Origin of the sequence: Niastella sp. OAS944, from assembly GCA_024809215.1 — a bacterium.
Taxonomy (GTDB): domain Bacteria; phylum Bacteroidota; class Bacteroidia; order Chitinophagales; family Chitinophagaceae; genus Niastella.
On sequence record JANUBW010000013.1, the window covers coordinates 157575 to 180161 of the forward strand.

19 protein-coding genes are annotated in these 22587 nt (G+C 44.2%); 16 read left to right on the forward strand and 3 right to left on the reverse strand.

What is annotated here, in order from left to right; genetic code table 11:
* Nucleotides 1-2 precede the first annotated feature (2 nt).
* The 9 genes from GGD38_RS34695 to GGD38_RS34735 all read left to right on the forward strand — a co-directional run bounded on the left by GGD38_RS34695 (nucleotide 3) and on the right by GGD38_RS34735 (nucleotide 10733).
* Nucleotides 3-1559, forward strand: coding sequence for a phosphatase PAP2 family protein (locus tag GGD38_RS34695; protein ID WP_375297857.1), 1557 nt, complete (start codon nucleotides 3-5; stop codon nucleotides 1557-1559).
* A 235-nt stretch (nucleotides 1560-1794) separates the two neighbouring features.
* Nucleotides 1795-3375: an alpha,alpha-trehalase TreF gene (treF, locus tag GGD38_RS34700; RefSeq protein ID WP_375297856.1), complete on the forward strand. Its 1581-nt coding sequence runs from the start codon at nucleotides 1795-1797 to the stop codon at nucleotides 3373-3375.
* Between the two features lie 45 nt (nucleotides 3376-3420).
* Nucleotides 3421-4245 carry a penicillin-binding transpeptidase domain-containing protein gene (locus GGD38_RS34705; RefSeq protein WP_375297855.1) on the forward strand — a complete coding sequence of 275 codons (825 nt, stop codon included), beginning with the start codon at nucleotides 3421-3423 and terminating at the stop codon, nucleotides 4243-4245.
* Between the two features lie 278 nt (nucleotides 4246-4523).
* Nucleotides 4524-5525, forward strand: coding sequence for a VWA domain-containing protein (locus tag GGD38_RS34710; protein ID WP_375297854.1), 1002 nt, complete (start codon nucleotides 4524-4526; stop codon nucleotides 5523-5525).
* A complete protein-coding gene (locus tag GGD38_RS34715) occupies nucleotides 5522-6151 on the forward strand; it encodes a tetratricopeptide repeat protein (protein ID WP_375297853.1) in 630 nt (209 codons plus the stop codon). The genes GGD38_RS34710 and GGD38_RS34715 overlap by 4 nt, the downstream gene beginning before the upstream one ends.
* A 367-nt stretch (nucleotides 6152-6518) precedes the next feature.
* Nucleotides 6519-8519 carry a (E)-4-hydroxy-3-methylbut-2-enyl-diphosphate synthase gene (ispG, locus tag GGD38_RS34720; RefSeq protein WP_375297852.1) on the forward strand — a complete coding sequence of 667 codons (2001 nt, stop codon included), beginning with the start codon at nucleotides 6519-6521 and terminating at the stop codon, nucleotides 8517-8519.
* A gap of 6 nt (nucleotides 8520-8525) precedes the next feature.
* A complete protein-coding gene (locus tag GGD38_RS34725) occupies nucleotides 8526-9479 on the forward strand; it encodes a helix-turn-helix transcriptional regulator (RefSeq protein WP_375297851.1) in 954 nt (317 codons plus the stop codon).
* A gap of 126 nt (nucleotides 9480-9605) precedes the next feature.
* Nucleotides 9606-10094 carry a DinB family protein gene (locus tag GGD38_RS34730; RefSeq protein ID WP_375297850.1) on the forward strand — a complete coding sequence of 163 codons (489 nt, stop codon included), beginning with the start codon at nucleotides 9606-9608 and terminating at the stop codon, nucleotides 10092-10094.
* A gap of 138 nt (nucleotides 10095-10232) precedes the next feature.
* Complete coding sequence (locus tag GGD38_RS34735) at nucleotides 10233-10733, forward strand: hypothetical protein (RefSeq protein WP_375297849.1); 501 nt, start codon at nucleotides 10233-10235, stop codon at nucleotides 10731-10733.
* Between the two features lie 62 nt (nucleotides 10734-10795).
* Here the strand turns inward: GGD38_RS34735 and galK are convergent, their stop codons facing one another.
* Nucleotides 10796-11941 (reverse strand): galactokinase, encoded by a 1146-nt coding sequence (gene galK / locus GGD38_RS34740; RefSeq protein WP_375297848.1) that lies wholly within the window; start codon nucleotides 11939-11941, stop codon nucleotides 10796-10798.
* A gap of 58 nt (nucleotides 11942-11999) precedes the next feature.
* Between galK and GGD38_RS34745 the strand changes: the two genes are divergently transcribed.
* From GGD38_RS34745 to GGD38_RS34770, 6 genes are all read left to right on the forward strand, one after another.
* Nucleotides 12000-12965: an aldose 1-epimerase gene (locus tag GGD38_RS34745; protein WP_375297847.1), complete on the forward strand. Its 966-nt coding sequence runs from the start codon at nucleotides 12000-12002 to the stop codon at nucleotides 12963-12965.
* Nucleotides 12966-12989: 24 nt separating this feature from the next.
* Complete coding sequence (locus GGD38_RS34750) at nucleotides 12990-13772, forward strand: hypothetical protein (RefSeq protein WP_375297846.1); 783 nt, start codon at nucleotides 12990-12992, stop codon at nucleotides 13770-13772.
* A gap of 68 nt (nucleotides 13773-13840) precedes the next feature.
* A complete protein-coding gene (nadB, locus tag GGD38_RS34755; RefSeq protein ID WP_375297845.1) occupies nucleotides 13841-15448 on the forward strand; it encodes an L-aspartate oxidase in 1608 nt (535 codons plus the stop codon).
* 19 nt (nucleotides 15449-15467) lie between these two features.
* Complete coding sequence (locus GGD38_RS34760; protein WP_375297844.1) at nucleotides 15468-16313, forward strand: hypothetical protein; 846 nt, start codon at nucleotides 15468-15470, stop codon at nucleotides 16311-16313.
* Nucleotides 16300-17037, forward strand: a complete 738-nt coding sequence (locus tag GGD38_RS34765) for an NDP-sugar synthase (protein ID WP_375297843.1) — start codon at nucleotides 16300-16302, stop codon at nucleotides 17035-17037. Before GGD38_RS34760 ends, GGD38_RS34765 begins: the two co-directional genes overlap by 14 nt.
* Before the next feature lie 74 nt (nucleotides 17038-17111).
* Nucleotides 17112-19562 carry a beta-propeller fold lactonase family protein gene (locus tag GGD38_RS34770; RefSeq protein ID WP_375297842.1) on the forward strand — a complete coding sequence of 817 codons (2451 nt, stop codon included), beginning with the start codon at nucleotides 17112-17114 and terminating at the stop codon, nucleotides 19560-19562.
* Between the two features lie 5 nt (nucleotides 19563-19567).
* Here the strand turns inward: GGD38_RS34770 and GGD38_RS34775 are convergent, their stop codons facing one another.
* Together GGD38_RS34775 and GGD38_RS34780 are read right to left on the reverse strand one after the other, a co-directional pair.
* Entirely contained in the window at nucleotides 19568-19978 is a 411-nt protein-coding gene (locus tag GGD38_RS34775) for a VOC family protein (protein ID WP_375297841.1), read from the reverse strand.
* Between the two features lie 65 nt (nucleotides 19979-20043).
* Nucleotides 20044-20616 (reverse strand): Crp/Fnr family transcriptional regulator, encoded by a 573-nt coding sequence (locus GGD38_RS34780; RefSeq protein ID WP_375297840.1) that lies wholly within the window; start codon nucleotides 20614-20616, stop codon nucleotides 20044-20046.
* 368 nt (nucleotides 20617-20984) lie between these two features.
* Between GGD38_RS34780 and GGD38_RS34785 the strand changes: the two genes are divergently transcribed.
* A complete protein-coding gene (locus GGD38_RS34785; protein ID WP_375297839.1) occupies nucleotides 20985-22436 on the forward strand; it encodes a phosphotransferase in 1452 nt (483 codons plus the stop codon).
* Nucleotides 22437-22587: the final 151 nt, after the last annotated feature.

Sequence of the window (22587 nt, forward strand, 5' to 3'; positions counted from 1 at the left end):
TAATGAATAAGCTACTATATATCGCCATTCCATCTTTGATCATTGCGGCAAGCATTATTCCCTTTGCCTGCTCAAAAAATGAAAAAGGCCGAACAGACGATCTGCCGGCACTGCAACCTGCTAAATCCGATATAGATGCCGGAAGCTGGAAACCTGTTTTACTTACATCTCCTAATGAGTTCTCAATATCGGCGCCCATAGCTACCAATACCCCAGATTATATAGCGCAGATAAATGAAATAAAAACCTGGCAGGCCAACTTAACTGATAATGAAAAGAACATTGTAAAATACTGGAGCGCCGGCGCCGTATTACGTTGGAATGAAATTCTTCGTGAGCTGGTAGCTAAACATAACCTGCCACCTTATCAAAATGAAGATGGTACTTACCCGGCTCCCAATGCCAATAACCCGTTGGCTTACCCGCAATTTCCCTTTGCCAACCCGCCCTATGCGTCCCGTGCATACGCTTATGTAAGCGCCGCGCAATACGACGCGCTGGTAGCCGCTTACTATTATAAGAAATTATATAACAGACCTGCCCCTTATAAAGTAGATGCTACGCTCAATACATTAGTTCCACAATCAGACCTGCCCTCGTACCCTTCAGAAGATGCTGTTGTTGCCGGTGCTGCGGTAGAAATGTTGAAACTGTTATTCCCAGGCGATCAGGATTATGTTCAGCAAAAAGCAGAAGAACATAAACGCGCCCGTATTATTGCCGGCGCCAATGTGCGTAGTGATATTGAAGCAGGCGAAGCGCTGGGTAAAGCAGTAGCACAAAAATTTGTTACCCGCGCCCGTGGCGACCGCGCCGGCGCAGCAGGCGGTACACCCACAGACTGGGCCAAGCTGGAAACCGATTGTATGGCCAAAGGCGAAACACCCTGGTACAGTCTTGAAGTGCCCAAACGCCCACCCATGCTTTGTTTATTTGGAAAAGTAAAAGCATTTTTATTCGATTCATTAACGGCCATTTCATTACGCCCGGGCCCACCCCCGCTTACTGCCAGCGCCAAAATGAAAGATGAAACCGAAGAAATATATCAACTTATAAAAGACGATTCGCGCGAGCATTATCGTATTGTACATTTTTGGGCCGATGGCGTTGGCACATCTACCCCTTCGGGTCATTGGGATGCCATAGCCATTGATGATTTCATTAAAAAAGATTTTAGTGAAGTACGCTGGGCGCGTAATCTTGCCTTGTTAAACATGGCGTTGATGGATGCAGCCATTGTATGCTGGGATACTAAAATGTATTATTTCAACCCACGCCCATCGCAAATGAACCCTAAAATAAAAACGCTTACCGGTGTGCCTAATTTCCCGGCCTATATTTCAGGTCACTCCACCTTTAGCGGTGCAGCCGCCACTGTGCTGTCGCATATAATTCCCGAACGTGCGTCGGCCTATGACGCCATGGCGCGTGAAGCATCGTTATCGAGAATGCTGGCCGGTATACATTATCGCGCCGATTGTGAAGTGGGTTTGGAAACAGGCAAAAAGGTAGGCAACTATGCCGTACAACGCGCACAAAACGATGGCGCAGGTAATTAACAATATTGCCGACAATCAATATTTCACTTAAAGACCATTTTTTTACCCTGACCCCGGCATTTGGCCTTCTGATGGCCGTTCGCTGTATATAACCGTTGGGTGCAGGTTCTAATTCGATCCTAACATTTTTGAGCATAAATAGTAAGTCAATCATACCGTTCCGATTTCTATTGGGACGGTTTTTTATTTATACATTTGATTCTGGAATAACCCCTGATAATTAAATGAAGTAAGGATGAAAAAATTGTTATTGTGTTTGCTGGTAAGCTGGCAGTTTGTATGTGCCATTGCCCAGCCGCCGGCCACGCCCGACAAAATTTATGGCGATTTATTCCGCGATGTACAAATGAGCAAGGTTTTCCCCGATGGAAAAACGTTTGTTGATTGCGTTCCCAAAAGAAACCCCAAAAATATTGTTGCCGATTACCTGCAGCAGAAAGGCGCCGCCAAATTTGATCTGAAACAGTTTGTTCAGAACAATTTTGAATTGCCGCCCGCACCACCCCAGTTCAATTATATAATGCAGGAAAAAGATGTTACCAAACACATCAAAAACCTGTGGGGGGTATTACGCCGTGAACCCGATACGGTTGTTATAGGAAGTACGCTACTGGCATTACCCAACCCATATATTGTTCCCGGCGGCCGCTTTCGCGAAGTGTATTACTGGGATTCCTATTTTACCATGCTGGGTTTGCAGGCAAGCGGTGAAGGCGAGCTTATGGAGAATATGATTAAGAACTTTGCTTACATGATTGAGACCTATGGCCATATTCCCAACGGTAACAGAAGCTATTACCTCAGCCGTTCGCAACCACCCTTTTTTGCCCTGATGGTAGATCTGCTGGCCGATATAAAAGGCGATTCTATACTGCTAACGTATATGCCCGCACTGGAAAAAGAATATGAGTTTTGGATGGAAGGCGCCGGCAAATTAAAAACCGGACAAGCCGCCAGGCGGGTTGTTAAACTGAACGATACCCTTGTATTGAACCGTTATTGGGACGACTATCCCTTTCCCCGCCAGGAAAGCTATAAAGAAGATGTGGAAACGGCACAACGCAGTGGCCGCGATAAAAAAGAAATGTATACCCACCTTCGCGCCGGTGCCGAAAGCGGTATTGATTTCAGCAGCCGCTGGTTGAAAGATAAAAAGACCCTCGCTACCATCAACGTCACCGATATGATACCGGTTGACCTGAACAGCCTGTTGTACTTTCTTGAAACCGTTCTGGCGCAAGCCAAGTTCATAGCACATGATAATAATGCATCGGCCGACTATGCTCGTAAGGCCGACAGAAGAAGAGTGGCCATTGATAAATATTGCTGGAACAAGACCCTGAAATATTATACGGATTTTAATTTCCGCACCCGTAAGGCGTCGGATGTTGTTACCCCCGCAGGTATGTACCCTTTTTGCGTATTTACCAAAAAGCTCGATTATATGAGCCTGCTGGCGCGCCAGGCGGCCGAGCAAATAAAGGCAAAACTTTTACAACCCGGCGGCATAACAGCCTCACCCTACAATACCGGCCAGCAGTGGGACGCACCCAATGGCTGGGCGCCGCTTGAATGGATGACCATTTGGGGCCTCGATCGTTGCGGTCAACGCGAACTGGCCCGTGACATTGCCGAACGCTGGATAAAACTGAATACAGAGGTGTATAAACGCACCGGTAAGCTGATGGAAAAATACAATGTGGTTGACCTGAACGCAGAAGCCGGCGGTGGTGAATACCCCGGCCAGGATGGTTTCGGTTGGACGAACGGAGTTTTACTGGCACTTATCAATAAGTATGGAATGCCAAAGCAATAGTTTGCACATTTGCTCATTGGCTTTACATTTGCGCAAATTTCCACTATGATAAAATGGATAACAGCCGGACTGGTAATATTAGTTGCCTTCGCCGGATGCTCACCCAATAATGTTACTGTTGATAACAGCCTGAAAAAATATTTCGACCAATATAAAGTGACCGGCTGCTTTGGCCTTTTCGATAACGGACAGGGAAGTTTTACCATTTATAATCTACCCCGGTACCGCGATAGCGCCTATACGCCCGCTTCAACTTTCAAGATCGTAAATTCACTTATTGGTTTAGAAACCGGTGTAATACCCGATACCAGTACCATTATTAAATGGGATAGCGTAGTGCGCCAACGTACCGAGTGCAACCGCGATATGACCATGGTTGATGCATTCCGTATTTCGTGCCCGCCATGGTACCAGGAGCTGGCCCGCCGTGTTGGTGAGAAAAAAATGCAACACTGGCTCGATACGCTGGGTTATGCCCGCCGCAACGATACTTTTAAGATCAAGAACAACCTCGATACTTTCTGGCTCGATAATACCGCCAAAGTAACCGCCGACGAACAGTTAGGCCTGGTAAAAAGATTGTATTTCGATCAACTGCCTTTTCAAAAAAGAGCGCAGCGCCTGGTACGTGGCATGATGCTGTGGGAAAACAACGCCAACTATAAACTGAGTTATAAAACCGGTTGGAACACTACTGACAAAGGCAATCAATTAGGCTGGATAGTTGGTTGGATTGAAGAAAACAACCACCCTTACTTTTTCGCATTACAGGTTGAAAGCCCCGATCCCAATGTTGACTTTAAAACCATTAGGATCGAACTGTTAAAATCGATTCTGAAAAGCTATAATTTCTTCGAGGGAAAGAGATAGAACAATTAGCTAATGTGATAATATGCTAATGTGCTAATGGCACTGATTGTAAAGCCTGACTAATTGCCGGCATACCGAATTTTATAATATGCATGCCCGCCGTTGCTTACGCTACGGCGGGCTTTTTATTTTAGGAGGAATACCACGGATTTTAACTATGAAAATCGCGCACAAGTACTTAATTTGTAACGAATTCTAATTTGGTTTAATCTTTGCATTCATTGAAAGCCAATGTGCTGTTTTTCATTATCACATTGGCTAATTATCAAATTATCACATTGAACTTCCGTTTCCAACATATCGAATACCTCATAGCCCTGGCCACTATCCCGCTGATAGTTGTATTGTATTTTCAGTTATTATACTGGAAGAAAAATACTGCCAAAAAGATCGGGGATCCCAAACTGGTACAGGCACTTATTGCCAACTATTCGCCCATTAATTTTCTGCTCAAATTCATGTTCTTTGCACTGGCGTTGGGAGCCGTTATTGTCGCTTCGGCCAATTTGCAAAAACCGGGCGCCATGGACGATGTTCAACGTAAAGGAGTAGATGTGGTGATAGCCATGGACGTAAGTAAAAGCATGCTGGCAGAAGACATAAAACCCAATAGACTTGAAAGGGCCCGCCAGCTGGTGTATAAACTTATGGACCAGTTACCAAACGACCGTGTTGGACTGGTACTGTTTGCAGGAAGGGCTTATTTGCAAATGCCACTTACTACCGATCATGGCGCCGCCCGTATGTATATTCAACAAGCTGGTCCAGAGGTCGTGCCTACACAAGGCACTATAATTTCAGAGGCTTTGCGCGCCAGTAATTCGGCATTCAATAGCAAGGAAAGAAAATTCAAATCAATAGTATTGATAACTGATGGTGAAGATCATGATCCGCAGGCTGTTCCCCTGGCAAAACAACTGGCCGAAGATGGCGTCATGATCAATTCAGTAGGCATTGGTTCTGCCGAAGGTGCTCCTATTATGGAGCCCACCACCAATGAATATAAAAAAGATGAGAATGGTACAACCGTTGTATCGCGGTTGAATGAAACTGAATTACAACAACTGGCCGGCGCCACCAAAGGCATTTATGTAAAACTGAACGAGGTTGATGCAGCAGTGGATGCCATTACAAAGCAGTTAAACACTATTGAAACCTCAACACTCGACGATAATGCATTCAGGGATTACAGAAGTTATTTTCAGTGGTTCCTGGCTTTTGCCTTTGTATTACTGATAGCCGAATTCCTATTACCTGAACGGAAATTTAAAGCAGCGTGAAGAAATTGAAGAACATATTATGGCTTATGCCTTTGCTCTTTGCATTGCCCGCAATGGTAAATGCACAGGATGAGAATGCGGCTATCCGCGAAGGCAATAAGCTTTACCACGAAAAACAATACGACAAAGCGTTGCCGGCCTATCAAAAAGCAGTTGAGCAGAACCCGCAAAGCGCAACGGCCCGCTATAACTTAGCCAATGCAAAGTTTCGTTCCGGTAATATACCAGAGGCGCAAAAGTCGTATGATGAGCTAATTGAAAAAACTACCGATAAGAATTATAAAGTAAAAGGCTACTATAACAAAGGCGTAACCTTAACCAACGAGAAAAAACTGCTTGAAAGTATTGAAGCCTACAAAAATGCCATAAAGCTCGATCCTACCGATGAGGATACCCGCTTCAATCTGCAAAAGGCATTGACCGAACTGAAGAAACAAAACCAGAATCAACAGCAAAAGCAACCGCAGCAAAAACAACAGCAGAAAAAACAGCCTCAGCAAAATAAGCTCGATAAAAGAAAGATTGAGCAATACCTGAAGTCGCTTGAACAAAAAGAGCAGGAAGTACAGCGGAAAATACAAAATAACCGCTCCCGCTCGGTAACACAGCCTGAAAAAGACTGGTAGAGCAGTCCGCCAGCTGGCGGACTGCGTGAAACGGCAAACGTGAAACGTGAAAAGGCTCGCGAGGGATCAGCATAATGAAGACCTTGCGATGCTCAAAAATTCATTGCCGTTTTCTCACTTATGAAGCATGCAATTACTTCCGATGCAACACAGAAACAATTTTCACGTTGGCCGTTTCACGTTTCACGACTCCTTTAGCTTGATTTTCACAGAATTCGCCATACTATTAACTACTCGTTAATTCTCTCCCCCTCCCACTGCATTTCTTTCCCGTTTTACGTTTGCCGTTTTACGATTTCGTACTTTTGTACCCATTTTGCCGTTTAACCAACCGGCAATCACAAATCCTTAAATCACAAGAAATACAATGCAGCTTTACTGCGACTCATTGACGGAATATAAACGACTGGCAACCCGTGAAGTACGAATTGGCGATCTGCTGCTGGGCGACTTCAACCCTATTCGTGTGCAAACTATGACCACCACCGATACAATGGACACCATTGCCACCGTTGAGCAAACCATCCGTTGTATTGAGGCTGGCGCCGAACTGGTGCGCATTACTGCACCCAGTAAAAAAGAAGCAGAAAACTTATTGAATATAAAGAATGAGCTGCAGAGAAGAGGTTACAAAACACCCCTTATTGCCGATATACATTTCACCCCCAATGCAGCAGAAATAGCAGCCCGAATTATTGAAAAAGTGCGGGTGAACCCGGGCAACTATGTCGACAAAAAGAAATTTGAACAAATAGATTACACCGATGCGGAATATGCTGAAGAAATAGACCGCATACGCGACAGGTTCACGCCACTGGTTAAGATCTGTAAGGAATATGGAACAGCCATGCGCATTGGCACCAATCATGGTTCGCTAAGCGATCGTATTATGAGCCGCTATGGCGATACGCCCATGGGTATGGTTGAAAGCGCTATGGAGTTTCTACGTATTGCACGCAACGAAAGTTATCATAATATCATACTGAGCATGAAATCGAGCAACCCACAGGTAATGGTACAGGCTTACCGGTTGCTGGTGAATGTTATGATGGATGAGTTTGGCGAATGTTATCCATTACACCTTGGCGTAACAGAAGCCGGCGATGGTGAAGATGGAAGAATAAAATCGGCCATTGGTATTGGCACCCTGCTCGAAGATGGCATTGGCGATACTATTCGGGTTTCATTAACTGAAGACCCAGAGTTTGAAATACCTGTTTGCCGCGACCTGGTAAAACGCTATACCAATCGGCAATTGGCAATTGACAATAAGCAATTGCCAATTCCTTCAATTTCTAAAGTTCCGTATTCTCCATTTGAATATACAAAACGACACACCTATACCGTTTCAAACATTGGCGGTAAAACTGTACCTGTAGTGGTTGCCGATTTTATGAAAGCAACTTCTATTAGTCATGAAGACTTACAGGCCATTGGCTATACCTATAACACCGAAACAGATAAATGGACCATTGCAGATGCTGCAGCCGATTACCTATACAGCGGTAAAAAACTGATCGATTTTGCCTTACCCGGCACATTGAAAGTCATTTGCGATCATGCAACCTGGCTAAACTCACCGGATAAAGAAAAATATTATCCGCTGTATCAGTCAATTGAATACCTCAAGAGCGCCGATCGCTCAGGTGTGTTGAACTTTATAGCTGTTGATGCAAATGGCGCTGCTTCACAGGAATTATTACAAGCTATTCAAAATGATAAAACAGTGGTGTTGTGTTTGTATAGTACAAACGCACATGCCATGCCATCGGTACGCCGTTTTATTATTGAATTAACGAATCAGGGTATTACTTGTCCGGTTATACTGGCTGTTGAAAGTAACGATACCACCATCGATGAACAACTGATCCATTTCTCAACCGATAGCGGCGCCCTGCTGCTCGATGGTATGGGCGATGGTATTTGGTTAATGAATGAACCCGGTAAGATCCAAACCCAAAAGGTAAGCGGACGTACATACCTCGAAACAAAGAACAATCACCAGTTCATCAACAATACCTCGTTCTCTATTTTACAGGCTACCCGTACCCGTATTTCAAAAACGGAATATATTTCCTGCCCTTCGTGCGGCCGCACCCTGTTCGACCTGCAGGAAACCACAGCGAAGATCCGTTCGGTAACCCATCACCTTAAAGGCGTTAAGATCGCTATTATGGGATGTATTGTAAACGGTCCCGGCGAAATGGCCGATGCCGATTTTGGCTATGTGGGTAGCGGCCCGGGTAAGATCACTTTATATAAAGGAAAAGAAGTGGTTAAACGTAATGTTGATAGTGGTATTGCCGTTGAAGAATTGATAAATTTGTTAAAGGAAAATAATGCCTGGGTAGAAAAGTCAGTTATTTAATCTGCTATGAATAGAATAGATCGCTTACACGCCATTTTAACTCACCTGCAAAGTAAAAAAAGAGTTACTGCGCAGGAGGTGGCCGATCGCTTTAACATCAGTTTACGTACTGTGTACCGCGATGTTAAGGCATTGGAAGAAAGTGGTGTGCCGGTGATCGGCGAAGCAGGCAGCGGTTATAGCATAATGGAAGGGTACCGACTGCCACCGGTAATGTTTACCCAGGAAGAAGCTTCTGCATTATTGCTTGGCGCCAAACTGGCCGAGCATTTGGCAGATGAATCTATTAAAAAACATTTCAACGCCGCCTTATATAAAGTAAAAGCAGTACTACGCTCTACCGATAAAGAGCATATGGACCAACTGGCCGATAACATTGCAGTACTCAGTCGCCTGCCGGCCGATGATTCTGCTGGCCGTTACCTGGTTGAGCTGCAAAAAGCACTGGGCGATAAAAGAGAAATTCATATTCGCTACCAAAGCGGGCAGGACGCCGTTACCGAACGCACCCTGGAACCTATTGGCCTTTGTTATTACGGCCAGGCCTGGCATCTTATAGGCTGGTGTAAACTACGCAACGGCTATCGCGATTTCAGGGTTAGCCGCATTCAGCAACTGCAAATACTCGACAATAACTTTGAACCCGATGCCCATCCCTCGCTACAGGAGTACCTGCAATCGATGATCAATACCTCCGAACTACAGGAAGTATGTATCCGGTTCACCAAATCGATGGCCCGCTACCTGGGTAACCAGAAGTATTATTATGGCTACGTACGCGAAGAAGTGAAAGACGACCAGGTGTATATGTATTATGTTACTTCCCACCTTGAATACATAGGCCGTTGGTTATTAATGTATACCCATCATGTGCATATTGAATCGCCCGAGGCGCTGGTGAATATTATGAAAGACCTTTCTGAAGAGGTTCGACTGCACTATTTGCCCGTTGAGCAATAGAAAACACGCCCATTATCTTACCCGGTTCAAAAAAATTCGACGAACGACGGTTTCCTACTGACATACTGTTGTCACAATCTGCCTGTTACTTTGGTCTTATAACTTTCACATTAAAAATTAGATCAAATGATACGCAGCATTCACGACTTTCTCGATCGTTGGAAAGAAGAAACCGAAGCCACATTAAAGATCTTTAACAGCCTAACCAACGAATCGTTACAGGTTGCCATTCCTGGTGGTCGTACGCTGGGCCGGCTGGCAAACCATATTGTTGAAACAGTCACCGAACTGCCAAGTAAACTGGGTTTGCCCATTGAAGAACAACACAGCAATTATACCACTGTACAGGAACTGATAACACATTACAAAAAATATAGCAATCAATTAATAGGTGCCATCATCAGCCATTGGGACGATGATATGCTTGAAGAAGAAAATAACCTGTATGGCGATCCCTGGAAGAAAGGCTTTTCGCTTTGGGTATTGCTCATACACCAAACACATCACCGTGGTCAAATGACGGTGCTGATGCGTATGGCTGGTTTAAAGGTACCTGGCATATACGGCCCCAGCAAAGAAGAATGGGAAGCATGGGGCGAGGTAGCGCTTCCGTAGTGGTAGTTTGTAGGGAGAATTTCTTGCTTCAGATGCCTCAATTCTTGCTTCGTTCCATTTAACAATTGCTGAAACGAACATATTCATATTTTGTCTGATCTCACCAGGATCAATCGTCACAATCCTAAAGATTTCCATATGCACATCAAAACATATCCGCCGCTAAGGGTTTTAAGCAGTATACATCAAACCACCATGTCGCAATTACAGCAGTTTGGTCCGGTTATGGCTGAATTATACGCAGTAGCTGGCCGTAAAAGTTTTATCAATGGACCGCTGCATTGGATCTATTATGGAATGGATGGAAACCCTGATACTGTATTCACCCTGGAGATAGCCATCCCCATCAGGAGGGCCATTCAATCAACAAAATTCATAGTAAAGGAACTCGACTTTTTTAAAGCCATTACATTTCCGCATGAAGGGTTGTGGGAACAATTGCCCGGCAGTCATGCCCAAATCATGGAACGGCTGGCCGAGCACAATATACCGGTTACCAATGAGTGCCGGGAAGTGTTTTTAAATATCGACTTTTCGCAACCCGAAAAGAACATGACCGAAATACAAATTGGGGTATCGCCAGGAAAAGCACAGAACCGCATAACGCCTAAAAAACGGCTGGTGCCAGTGTATATTTAAGAAAACCGTGCAGGCCGCTTGCGGCTTGCACGGTTTCATTATCACATTAGCATATTAGCACATTAGCCTATTATCTTAGCTCCATCTTCAATCTGCGTCACATACACCTCAGGCGTTTTCTTAAACAGGTTAGTGAACGCCGACTGTATCTTTTGCGTAAAGTTATCAACAGCATCGGCCTGTACAATATTGATGGTACAACCGCCAAAACCACCACCCATCATACGGGCGCCGGCAACACCGGTTATATGCTGTGCACATTCAACCAGAAAATCAAGTTCGGTACAACTCACCGAGTACTTTTTGCTTAACCCTTCGTGCGTAGCGAACATCAGTTTACCAAATGTGGTAAGATCATTCTTTTTCAACGCTTCGCAACTGGCAAGCACCCGCTCCTTTTCATATACCACATATGAACAACGGTCAAATACAATTGGTGGCAATTCGTCTTTGTGTTGTAGCAGTTGAGCCGGTTCTATATCGCGTAATGATGTTATTTGGGGATAATGCTTTTTCAAAATGGCAATACCTTCTTCACATTGTTGACGGCGAATATTGTATTCGCTGCTGGCCAGTGTATGGCTTACCATACTGTTTACCAGTACGATCTTATAGTTGGGAAAATCAAATGGAATATATTCATACTCCAGGCTGCGGCAGTCGAGCTTCATCACATGACCCTTTTTTCCGTGCAGGCTGGCAAACTGGTCCATAATGCCGCATTGCAAACCTACAAACGTATGTTCGGTTTTTTGACCAATGAACGCTAGATCCATACGGCTCAACCCCAACTGAAACAATTCATTCAACCCAAAACCATAGGCAGAACATAAAGCGGCAGATGAGCTCATGCCTGCACCAACTGGAATGTCGCCATCGATGATAAGGTCTACCCCTTCAATCTTTTTTCCTCTCTGCTGAATATGATAAGTAACACCCAGCAGGTAGTTCATCCAGCCCTTGTGCGGCTCACTAACATCTAAAGAAAATGAATATGATTCGTTGAACTGGTTGGCAAATACATTCACTGTATTGGTCCCATTTGGGGCAATGGCTACATAGATCTTTTTATCTACGGCTCCGGGCAAAACAAAACCATAGTTATAGTCGGTGTGTTCACCAATAAGATTAACCCTTCCAGGTGCGCCTATGATGGTGGCTTCTTTGTTATACCGTTCTCTGAAGGCCTGTTGTAATTTTTGGATCATGCTACTATCGTTAGATGTATTAATTTTAAAAAATTTCCGTAATTCCTAAATAGACACTATGAATTTTCGCGTTTCCCGCATTAGCCAGAACGGGTTGTCGTTGGTAAAGCTGCAAGATAATGCAACAAATACAATCATCACCATTCTACCTGAATACGGCGCCCTGCTGCATAGCTTTGAAGTGGAGGTAAACCGGGAACCACTCAATATTATCGACAATTATTCGAGCCGGCAGCAGGTGGAGCAGGAACTGGGCATTTCCTACAAAAGCAGTAAGTTATCGCCTTTCGTTTGCCGCTTGCGCGATGGCAAATACAAAATTGACGATGAAGCATTTGAGATCAGCAAAAAATTAAACGATGGCAACGCCATTCACGGTTTATTGTACAATAAACCTTTTAAAATAACCAGTGAATTTGCCGATGATAACCAGGCAAGTGTTACACTCAGGTATCATTACAACCGCGAAGATGCGGGCTATCCATTCGATTATGTATGCGAAGTACGCTATTCCCTTATTCCGCAAAACGTTTTGCAGGTAGAAACCACCATTCTGAACCTCGATTCAGTAGAAATACCTGTAGCCGATGGCTGGCACCCTTATTTTCAATTGGGTGGTAATGACATCAGTGATTACCAGATTGATGTAAGCACCACTTCCATGGTTGAATTTGATGAGCGGTTGCTGCCTACAGGTAAGCTTATACACGATCCTTCATGGTTTAACCAAACCCCACTGGGTATGCTGGAATTAAACAATTGCTACGTAATTGAACCAGTTGATCAAAATCCGGCCGCTTTTCTCTATAATCCCGCAAATGAGGCATTTGTTGCTATCTATACCAATAAACGGTACCCATACCTACAATTATACACCCCACCACATCGAAAAAGCATTGCCATTGAAAACTTAAGCGCCGCACCCGATTGTTTTAACAACGGAATGGGCCTGGTACTGCTCAGCCCTAAACAGTCGCAAACTTTTACGGTTTGGTACCAGGCGGGAGTGGCTGAAAACGATTAACTTGCCGTAATTAAACCACCTGTAATGATGAAGAAGTATTTTAAATACGCCCTGACCGTAGCGATCAGCATTTTCTTTGTGAGCTGCTATGAAGTGAATGAAGATATCGAGATCAATGCCGATGGCAGCGGCACCTATGTTACCAAAATGGATATGAGCGCTCTCATAGATATGATGCAAACTTATGCCGGTGAAGAAGAGTTGCAAAAAGAAGGACTCGACAGAGTGCTCGATACCACCGTTCTTTTTAAATCCTTGCTCGATTCGAACAAAGATGCTACCGCCGAACAAAAAGTATTGATGAAAGACGGCAAAATGAAAATGCAAATGAATATCAAGGAAAAGATATTCAAACTCGATATGAGCTTCCCCTACAAAGACCTCAACAGCCTGCAACAGTTAATGAGCGGCAAGGCCGGCGGCGGAACAGGTATGAGCGAAGCATTGAAAAATGTATTCGGTAAAAAAGAAGGCGATCAGGATGCAGCAGCACCCAAAGGACCCGATATGGGCGATTTTGCCGGTATTTACAATGTTACCATCAAGAAAGACCTTATTGAAAAAAAGGTAAACCAGGAAAAATACAAAGAGTTTATGGCCCGCCCCGAAATGGCCCAAATGAAACAACTCACCAGCTCGGGAATGGAAATATTGTACACTACCACCATCAAATTACCACGCGCTGCCAAAAAGAGTGATAACCCGCTTATTAAATTATCGCCCGATGGAAAAACAGTGACCATGAAGTACAACCTGCTTGAGTTACTGGAAAACCCTGAAAAGTTTGCTTACAGCATACAGTACTAAGCCGCAGGCATAACATTGGATTAATAAGCATTTTTAACTAGGTTTGAGGTTCTGGAACTCAATAAATTATGCAAACTGATTTTCTTGTTATCGGCTCCGGTATTGCCGGATTGACCTTTGCACTCAAGGCGGCTCAACGTTTTCCTGATAAAAAGGTTTTGGTAATTACCAAAACCCAGGCCGATGAAACGAATACCAAGTACGCCCAGGGCGGTATTGCTGGTGTAACAGATTTTGAAAAAGACAGCTTCGACAAACATATTGAAGATACCCTTATTTCCGGCGACGGCCTGTGCAATAAACAGGTGGTTGAAATTGTAGTGAAAGAAGGCGTTGATCGTATTCAGGAACTGATTGAGTGGGGTGCCCAATTTGATAAACAATCTGATGGTGATTATAAATTGGGCAAAGAAGGCGGGCACAGCGAATTCCGCATTCTGCACCATAAAGATGTTACCGGTAAGGAAATGGAACGCGCCCTGCTTGATGCCGTAAAAAGCTATCCCAATATTGAAATAGTAAAACATTGTTTTGTAGTTGACCTGCTTACCCAGCACCACCTTGGTTATCTGGTAACCAAATCAACACCACATATTGAATGTTATGGGGTGTACGTCTTAAACCGGCAGAACGACAAAATTGAAAAGATCCTTTCCAAAATAACGGTATTGGCCAGCGGTGGCAACGGGCAGGTATATCGCTCAACAACCAACCCCAATATTGCCACCGGTGATGGCATTGCCATGGTATACCGTGCAAAGGGCCGTATTGAGAACATGGAGTTCATACAGTTTCACCCAACCGCCTTGTACGAACCGGGTGTAATTGGCCAGTCATTTCTGATAACCGAGGCGGTACGTGGCGATGGCGGCATTCTTCGCAACAAGAAAGGGGAAGCTTTTATGGAACGGTACGACCCCCGTAAAGACCTGGCCCCACGCGATATTGTTGCCCGCGCCATAGATAGTGAAATGAAAATAAATGGTACCGAACACGTATTCCTCGACGTTACCCATATACCTGTTGAAAAGTTTATTGAGCACTTTCCCAACATTTACGAAAAGTGTAAGTCCATTGGTATCGATGTATCGAAACACTATATACCGGTAGCGCCGGCTGCGCACTATAGTTGCGGCGGCATTAAGACCGATGAATGGGGACGTACTTCTATAAAACATTTATACGCTGCCGGTGAATGCGCCAGCACAGGATTACATGGCGCCAACCGGTTGGCCAGTAACTCCCTGCTCGAAGCAATGGTTTTTGCCCATCGCTGTTTTACTGATGCTGCTGAAAAAATAAAAACCATCGATTGGTCGGTTGAAGCCCAATCGATGCCCGACTGGAAAGCAACCGGAACCACACAGCCAAAGGAAATGATCCTTATTACCCAAAGCTTTAAAGAGCTACAACAGGTAATGAGCGATTATGTAGGTATTGTAAGAACCAACATCAGGTTAGAACGTGCAGCCAAACGCCTCGATCTGTTGTGGGAAGAAACGGAAGCACTGTATCAAACAACCGCTCTTTCGCCTCAACTATGCGAACTGCGCAATATGATAACGGTGGGTTACCTCATCGTAAAATGTGCCCAGTTCCGTAAAGAAAGCCGTGGATTGCATTTTAACACCGACTATCCGTACAAGAGTACGCTGGTGCAGAACATTGTTTTGTAAATTGATTATACTGCCGCTGATGGCAAATAAATTCAATAGGGAAACATATAAAACGAATCTTGCCAAAAGGGAGTTGCGCAGGCAACAATACCCGGAGCCCGATACCCTGTTACAGGATATCAGGATATATTTTACTTACAGCATACCTAATACTTATTTTTACTTATTCACATTTACCCAGGTAATTTTAAGAATTCTGCAGAAGAATGAGTTTAAATGCCCGGGGTATAGTCATATTTATATTTCTATTGGCGAAACCAAAGAAGAAGCAATTGCCCGGGCCTATGAACTGGAAGATTGGTACAGATTTGGAATAGCTGTGATGACAAAAGAGGAACTGCTAAATGCATCGGGCGATGAACTGGAAGCATTGATGCTCGAAAAAATTAATAATGGGCTGAAAGACATTGCAGCTTTAGACAGTTTAGACGTTACTAAAATTGACAAGGCAATACATCACGCACGGGAATGGGGCATCTTTCACGAAAGAATTATCAGAGAAAAAGAAAACGAGAATTATTGTTTCAGGATCGTTGCAAAGCCCATTAAACAGAAAGTAGAGGAAGAAATATATTTTACGTTAATCGATCGCATAACTCATAACATTTACATCTGGAAGTTTGGCGAGCTTGCCTTACTGGATACTTTAGGATGGCTGCAGAAAATAACTGTTACCAATAATATTATAAGAACCAAACCTGCAGCCAATATGCAATTGGTATTAAAAGGTAAAAAAAACGAGTTGGAACTTTCTATAGAAAAGATCATAGATGGTTCGGGCAGAATAACGCTTGAAGACACAATAGTTCCGGTAGAACAATGGTTAATTGATCTGGAGAAAAAAATTCAATATGGTTCAAACTAAGGAAGCTTTGCAAGGAATGGTTTTCGCCGCCGGTTTAGGTACCCGCTTCAAACCGTGGACCGACAAACATCCCAAAGCACTGGCTGTTGTAAATGGCAAAAGCTTACTGAGTCGTAATATTGAGTACCTGCACCAGTACGGTATTAGCAATGTAGTGGTGAATGTGCATCACTTCGCCGATCAAATTGTTGAGGCCATACAGCAAAACAAAGGCTGGGGCAGCAACATTACCATCAGCGACGAAACCGATATGGTATTGGAAACAGGCGGCGGCCTCAAGAAAGCCGAACCGCTGTTCACGGCAGATAATATTGTGGTCATTAACGTTGATATTCTTACCGATCTCGATCTGGGCAAGCTCATTACATTTCATCAACAGCAGCAGCCGCTATCAACCATTGCAGTTACCAACCGCACAACCTCCCGATACTTTTTATTCGATGAGCACAATACGCTTGTTGGCTGGCGTAATACCAAAACCGGTGAGGAAAAAATAGCCCGGTCTGCCGCCACTTACATACCCAAAGCATTCAGTGGCATACATGTTATCAGCAAAAAGCTGTTAACGCTTATAAACCGTCAGGGAAAATTCTCCATTGTTGATGTTTACCTTGAGCTGGCGGCTAATTACACCATAAAAGGTTTCGATCACAGCGGCTCAAAGTTCATCGATGTAGGCAAGCCCGATTCAGTAGCGCAGGCCGAACAATTATTTGAAAAATAAGCCTGCATTAAAAAATTATGAAATGCGATCATAAACAGTACAATGCAGTACCTTTATTAGCATAGCTACTGAACATGATCAAAAAATTCTACAAGGCGGTATTCGTATTACTCACCAGTACATACGCTTCATTTGCCCAACCTACTAAATATAGCGGCGCACCAGCAGAAAAGGTAAAGTTGTCCAATGGCTGGTTCTTATCACCGGCCGGCCGTTCCTTACCATTGGGCGATCTGCCCCTGAACTTAGTAGTTTCTCCTTCAAAAAAATACCTGGCCGTTACCAACAACGGACAAAGCGTTCAGTCGCTACAAGTCATCGATGCAAAAAAAGAAACTGTATTACACAGCGAGGTAATTGCTAAAAGCTGGTATGGATTGCGGTTTTCTGCCGATGAAAAATACCTGTACGCGTCGGGCGGAAATGATAACTGGATCTTACAATACGCCATTACCGATAAAAAACTGGTTCTAAAAGACAGTATCAAACTGGGTAAAAAATGGCCTGCAAAAATATCACCTGCCGGCCTGGATATTGACGATGCCCGCAAATTACTGTACGTAGTAACCCGTGAAGACAACAGTCTTTATATAATTGATCTCACTACCAAAAATACACTACAGCGCATACCCCTGTCAGCAGAAGCATACACCTGTTTGCTTTCGCCCAATAAAAAAGAATTGTATATTTCGTTATGGGGTGGCGATAAATTACTTGTTTTTAATACCAACAGCAAAACCATTACCGATAGCATTGCTGTAGGCGATAACCCCAATGAGCTTTGCCTTACAAAAAAAGGCCAATACCTGTATGTTGCCAACGCCAACGATAATTCAGTTTCAGTAATAGATGTAAAGCTGCGAAAGGTTATTGAAACTTTTAACACGGCCTTATATGCCGATGCGCCTAACGGCTCAACCACCAACGGGCTTGCATTAAGCGCCAACGAAAAAACATTATACATAGCCAATGCCGATAACAACTGCCTCGCCGTGTTTGATGTAACCAGGCCGGCAGCCAGTTCATCAAAAGGTTTTATACCTACAGGCTGGTACCCAACCAGCGTTAAAATGATTGGCAAAAAATTGTTTGTTGCTAATGGTAAGGGCTTTTCTTCGCTGCCCAATCCCGGAGGCCCCAATCCCGTTAAAAAGCGGGAAGAAGTGAACTTCCAACAAGGCGATAACAAAAAGCCGGCAGCTGTAGAATACATTGCCGGTTTGTTTAAAGGCACCTTAAGCATTATTGATGAACCATCTGAAAAGCAAATGAGCCTTTACTCAAAAATGGTTTATGACAATACACCTTACAATAAGGATAAAGAATTACAATCGCAAGGTGAGGTTGGCAATCCCGTGCCAATGAAAGTGGGCGATGCATCGCCCATAAAGTATGTGTTCTATGTTATAAAAGAAAACCGCACGTACGATCAGGTATTGGGCGATATGGCTGAAGGTAACGGCGATAGCAAGCTGGTTTTATTTGGTGAAAAACATACCCCAAACCAGCATGCCCTTGCGCGTGAGTTTGTTTTATTAGATAACTTTTATGTTGATGGTGAAGTAAGCGCCGATGGCCATAACTGGACGATGGGCGCCTATGCAACCGACTATCTCGAAAAAACCTGGCCTACCAGTTATGGCGGCCGCGGTGGTACTTATTCGGCAGAAGGCCACCGCCCTATTGCCAATAATAAAAAAGGATTTATTTGGGACCACTGCAACCGGGCAGGTGTAAGTTTTCGCACCTATGGCGAATTTGCCGATAACCAAAAACCAAACATTCCTGTACTGAAAGGACATTTTTGTGCTACTTATACCGGCTGGGATTTGAGCACCCGCGACACCACCCGCTTTTACCAATGGAAAAAAGACTTCGATTCTTTGCTCGCCATCAACCAGTTGCCCAAATTCAATTCGGTTCGTTTTGGTAACGACCATACAGAAGGTTTACGCAAAGGCAAACCTACCCCCTATGCGCATGTGGCCGATAACGATCTGGCAGTTGGCATGTTTGTGGAGTACTTAAGCAAAAGCCCTATATGGAATGAATGCGCCATTTTTATAATTGAAGATGATGCACAGAACGGCGCCGATCATGTTGATGCGCACCGCAGCACTGCTTATGTGGCTGGCGGTTTGGTTAAACGCAATTATGTTGACCATACCATGTACTCTACCACGTCTATGCTGAGGACCATAGAACTAATATTGGGCATAGCGCCCATGAGCCAGTATGATGCGGCCGCAACACCTATGTGGCGGTGCTTTAACAATACGCCAAACAGTAAACCTTTTACTGCGCTGCCCGCCAATATTGATTTAAATGAAAAAAATGTTGCCGTTAACAAATGGCAGCAACAGTCAGAGACTTTCAACTTAACAAAGGAAGATGCTGTGCCCGACCTGGAGTTTAATATTGTACTGTGGCACGGCCTAAAAGGTGATCACATCCCCTTCCCCGGTCCTAAACGCGCGGCTTTTGTAAAACTACATAAGGAAGAAGAAGAGGATGAGGATGATTAAGCCAATCATTTTTCGGCATGCAGGCCTACTTTGTTGCCTTCGGTATCCAGGATGATGGCAATAAAACCAGCGGGTATTTCCATACGTGACACAATAACTTTTCCGCCTGCTTTTTCAACTTTATCAACCACCAATTGCAGGTCGGGGCTCGCATTTATATAAACCATTGTTCCATGGCTGGCAGGTTTGTTCCTGGCTGTTTTTGACAACACGCCGGTTACACGGCCACTTGTTGCCTGCACAACATTGGGGTTGTGCGGAAAGAAAACAGACTCATCGTTACCATCGGCCCGTTTAACCATAGTAATATCAAGAATAGTTTCATAGAATGTTTTTGCCCTGTCTATATCCGTTACAGGAATCTCGAACCACGTAAGCACATTGGTTGTTTCGTTGATCTTCTGAAGCTTTTGCATAATGTATTCTTTCTGCAAAAATCAAACCCTGCGCCGGCTTCATCCTGTGACGATCGTCACAAAAATCAAACATGCGAACGGCGCTTTCTTATGCGGCTTAATGTTTCGCGGGCCACACCTAAAAACGAAGCTAGTTGGGAAAGTGATACTCTTTGTAACATGGCGGGGTGCCTGGTTTCCATATATTCAAGGCGTTCCTGTGGCGTATATAATTTAAATAAATTTGAAAACTCCTCTTGTTTGGTGGCAAACAAACGAATGCATTGACGGCCTAAGGTTTCAATTTCAGGCGCCTGCTGTGCTGCCTGAAAAAGCTTTTCTTTATCAATAATGATAACAGTTAGTAGCTCACAGGCAACAATATTAAATTCACTTTTCTGTCCGCTGCCAAAGCTGCTGATGTTGGTAGCTATTTCGTTCTCAAAAAAGAAACCGGTGTTCTTTACCAGTCCATCCACTTCGTAATAACTTTTACAATATCCTTTAACAATAAAGAACAGGGAACGGCAAACCTGTCCTTCCTTTAACAACAGTTCATTTTTGTTGAACGTTTGTTGTGTTAAGGCAGGCTGCAGCAACGCCCAGCTTTCGGTATCGAAAGCCGTTAGAGAATGTATATATTGTAAAAGCTCGTTCATTTTGTATGCTGTCTTTCGAACAGCTAAAGTTAGTAGATAACGATCAAGTTTGTTTACCTTTTGCTTACCTAAACCTTACCCATTGCTTAACTCTTGCTTACCTAACGGTTACCTTTTGCTTACCTATTCTTTACCTAAAGTTTACCCGTTGTTCGTATTTGCTAAACCCCAACAATGCCCTAACATTACCTTCTCTTTACCTAAAGGGTAAACAAAAGGTAAAGAATTACCCTCCTAAATTCAGGCCACCGGCAGCCGGAGGCTTTAACCAGCAATCGGAAACTACCCTGATTGGGGAAAATTTAACTGCGTTTTTTTGCATCCCGGCATGACTTTATTACACTATTTTTACTCACCTATAAACAACTATGCAATCAATAATCGACGGAATCAATAAGCTCTATGCAGAGTGGAGCGGATCAGCCTGTGATCGAATAGAGATTCTGCCTCAATCGGGGTCAGACAGAAGATATTTTCGCATCCATACCAAAAAAGGAACATGTATTGCCACCCACGGCCATAACGTTCCGGAGAATGAAACCTTTATTTACTTTTCTCAACACTTTTATAACCAGCAGCTTCCGGTTCCGGAGATCTATGCATTGAGTGAAGATAAAACCATTTACCTGCAACAGGATATGGGTGATGTGTCTTTACTGAACCGCCTCGAAGCCGAAGGTTTTACTGAAGATATATACAGCCTGTTCAGGGGTAGTTTGCACCAATTGGCGCTATTGCAGATAAAAGGGCACCAGGGGCTTGATTATACCCGCTGCCTCACCAACCAGGAATTTGGCAAACAGGCTATTATGGCCGATCTCCTGTACTTTAAATATTATTTCCTCGATGCATTACGTAAGCCCTACGACAAACAAAAACTGATCGATGATTTTGAAGCGCTGAGCACCTACCTCACGCATACTGAATATAAATACTTCATGTTCCGCGACTTCCAAAGCCGCAATATTCTGGTCACCCCCAATGATTCGGTACATTTTATCGATTACCAGGGTGGTATGCAGGGCGCCCCGCAATACGATGTGGCCAGTATGATATGGCAGGCCCGGGCCAACCTGCCCGATGAGTGGAAGGAACGCCTGCTGGATGACTATATTGATTCATTTGAACAAATAAAAGCCGAGCAGGTTAACCGCGACCTGTTCAAAAGCCAGTACAACGGGTACGTGCTAATAAGGTTATTACAGGTGTTGGGCGCCTATGGCTTCCGCGGCCTTTTTGAACGTAAAGCCCAGTTCCTTACCAGCATACCGCAGGCGCTTAAGAATCTGCGCAGCTTCATCAACGACCACAACCTGGGTATTGCAGTACCCGAATTCAATAAAGTGTTGCAGGTTTGTGTGAGCGATGAGATCATTGACCGGTTTACCCCATTAACAGCCGACGACGAAACGCCGCTGGTAGTACGGGTGCATAGCTTTTCTTTCAAAAAAGGTATTCCCGGCGATTCATCTGGAAACGGCGGTGGTTATGTGTTCGACTGCCGGGGTATTTTAAACCCGGGCCGGTTAGAACAATTTAAAACCCAAACCGGTCGCGATAAAGGCGTAAAGGATTTTCTGGAACAACAAACCCGTATGGCCGAGTTCCTGAACAGCGTGTTCGACATTGTAGACATTTCTGTAGAAGATTATATTCGCCGTGGTTTCGATAACCTGAGTGTAAGTTTTGGCTGCACCGGCGGTCAGCACCGCAGCGTATATGCTGCCGACGCGCTGGCCCGCCACCTGCGCAACAAGTTCAAGGTTAAGGTTGAACTAAAACATGTGGAGCAGGAAGCGAAGAATTGGGTAAATGGGTAAAAATTAGGGTTACAAGGTACAGGTTACAGGGGCCTCAATTTAACCTGTATTCTGTATTCCCTGCAACCTGAAACCTGCAACCTGAAACTGTATTTTGTATTCCCTGGCGCCCGGCAACTGGCAACTGCCAGTTTATAATCTATTATCTTTG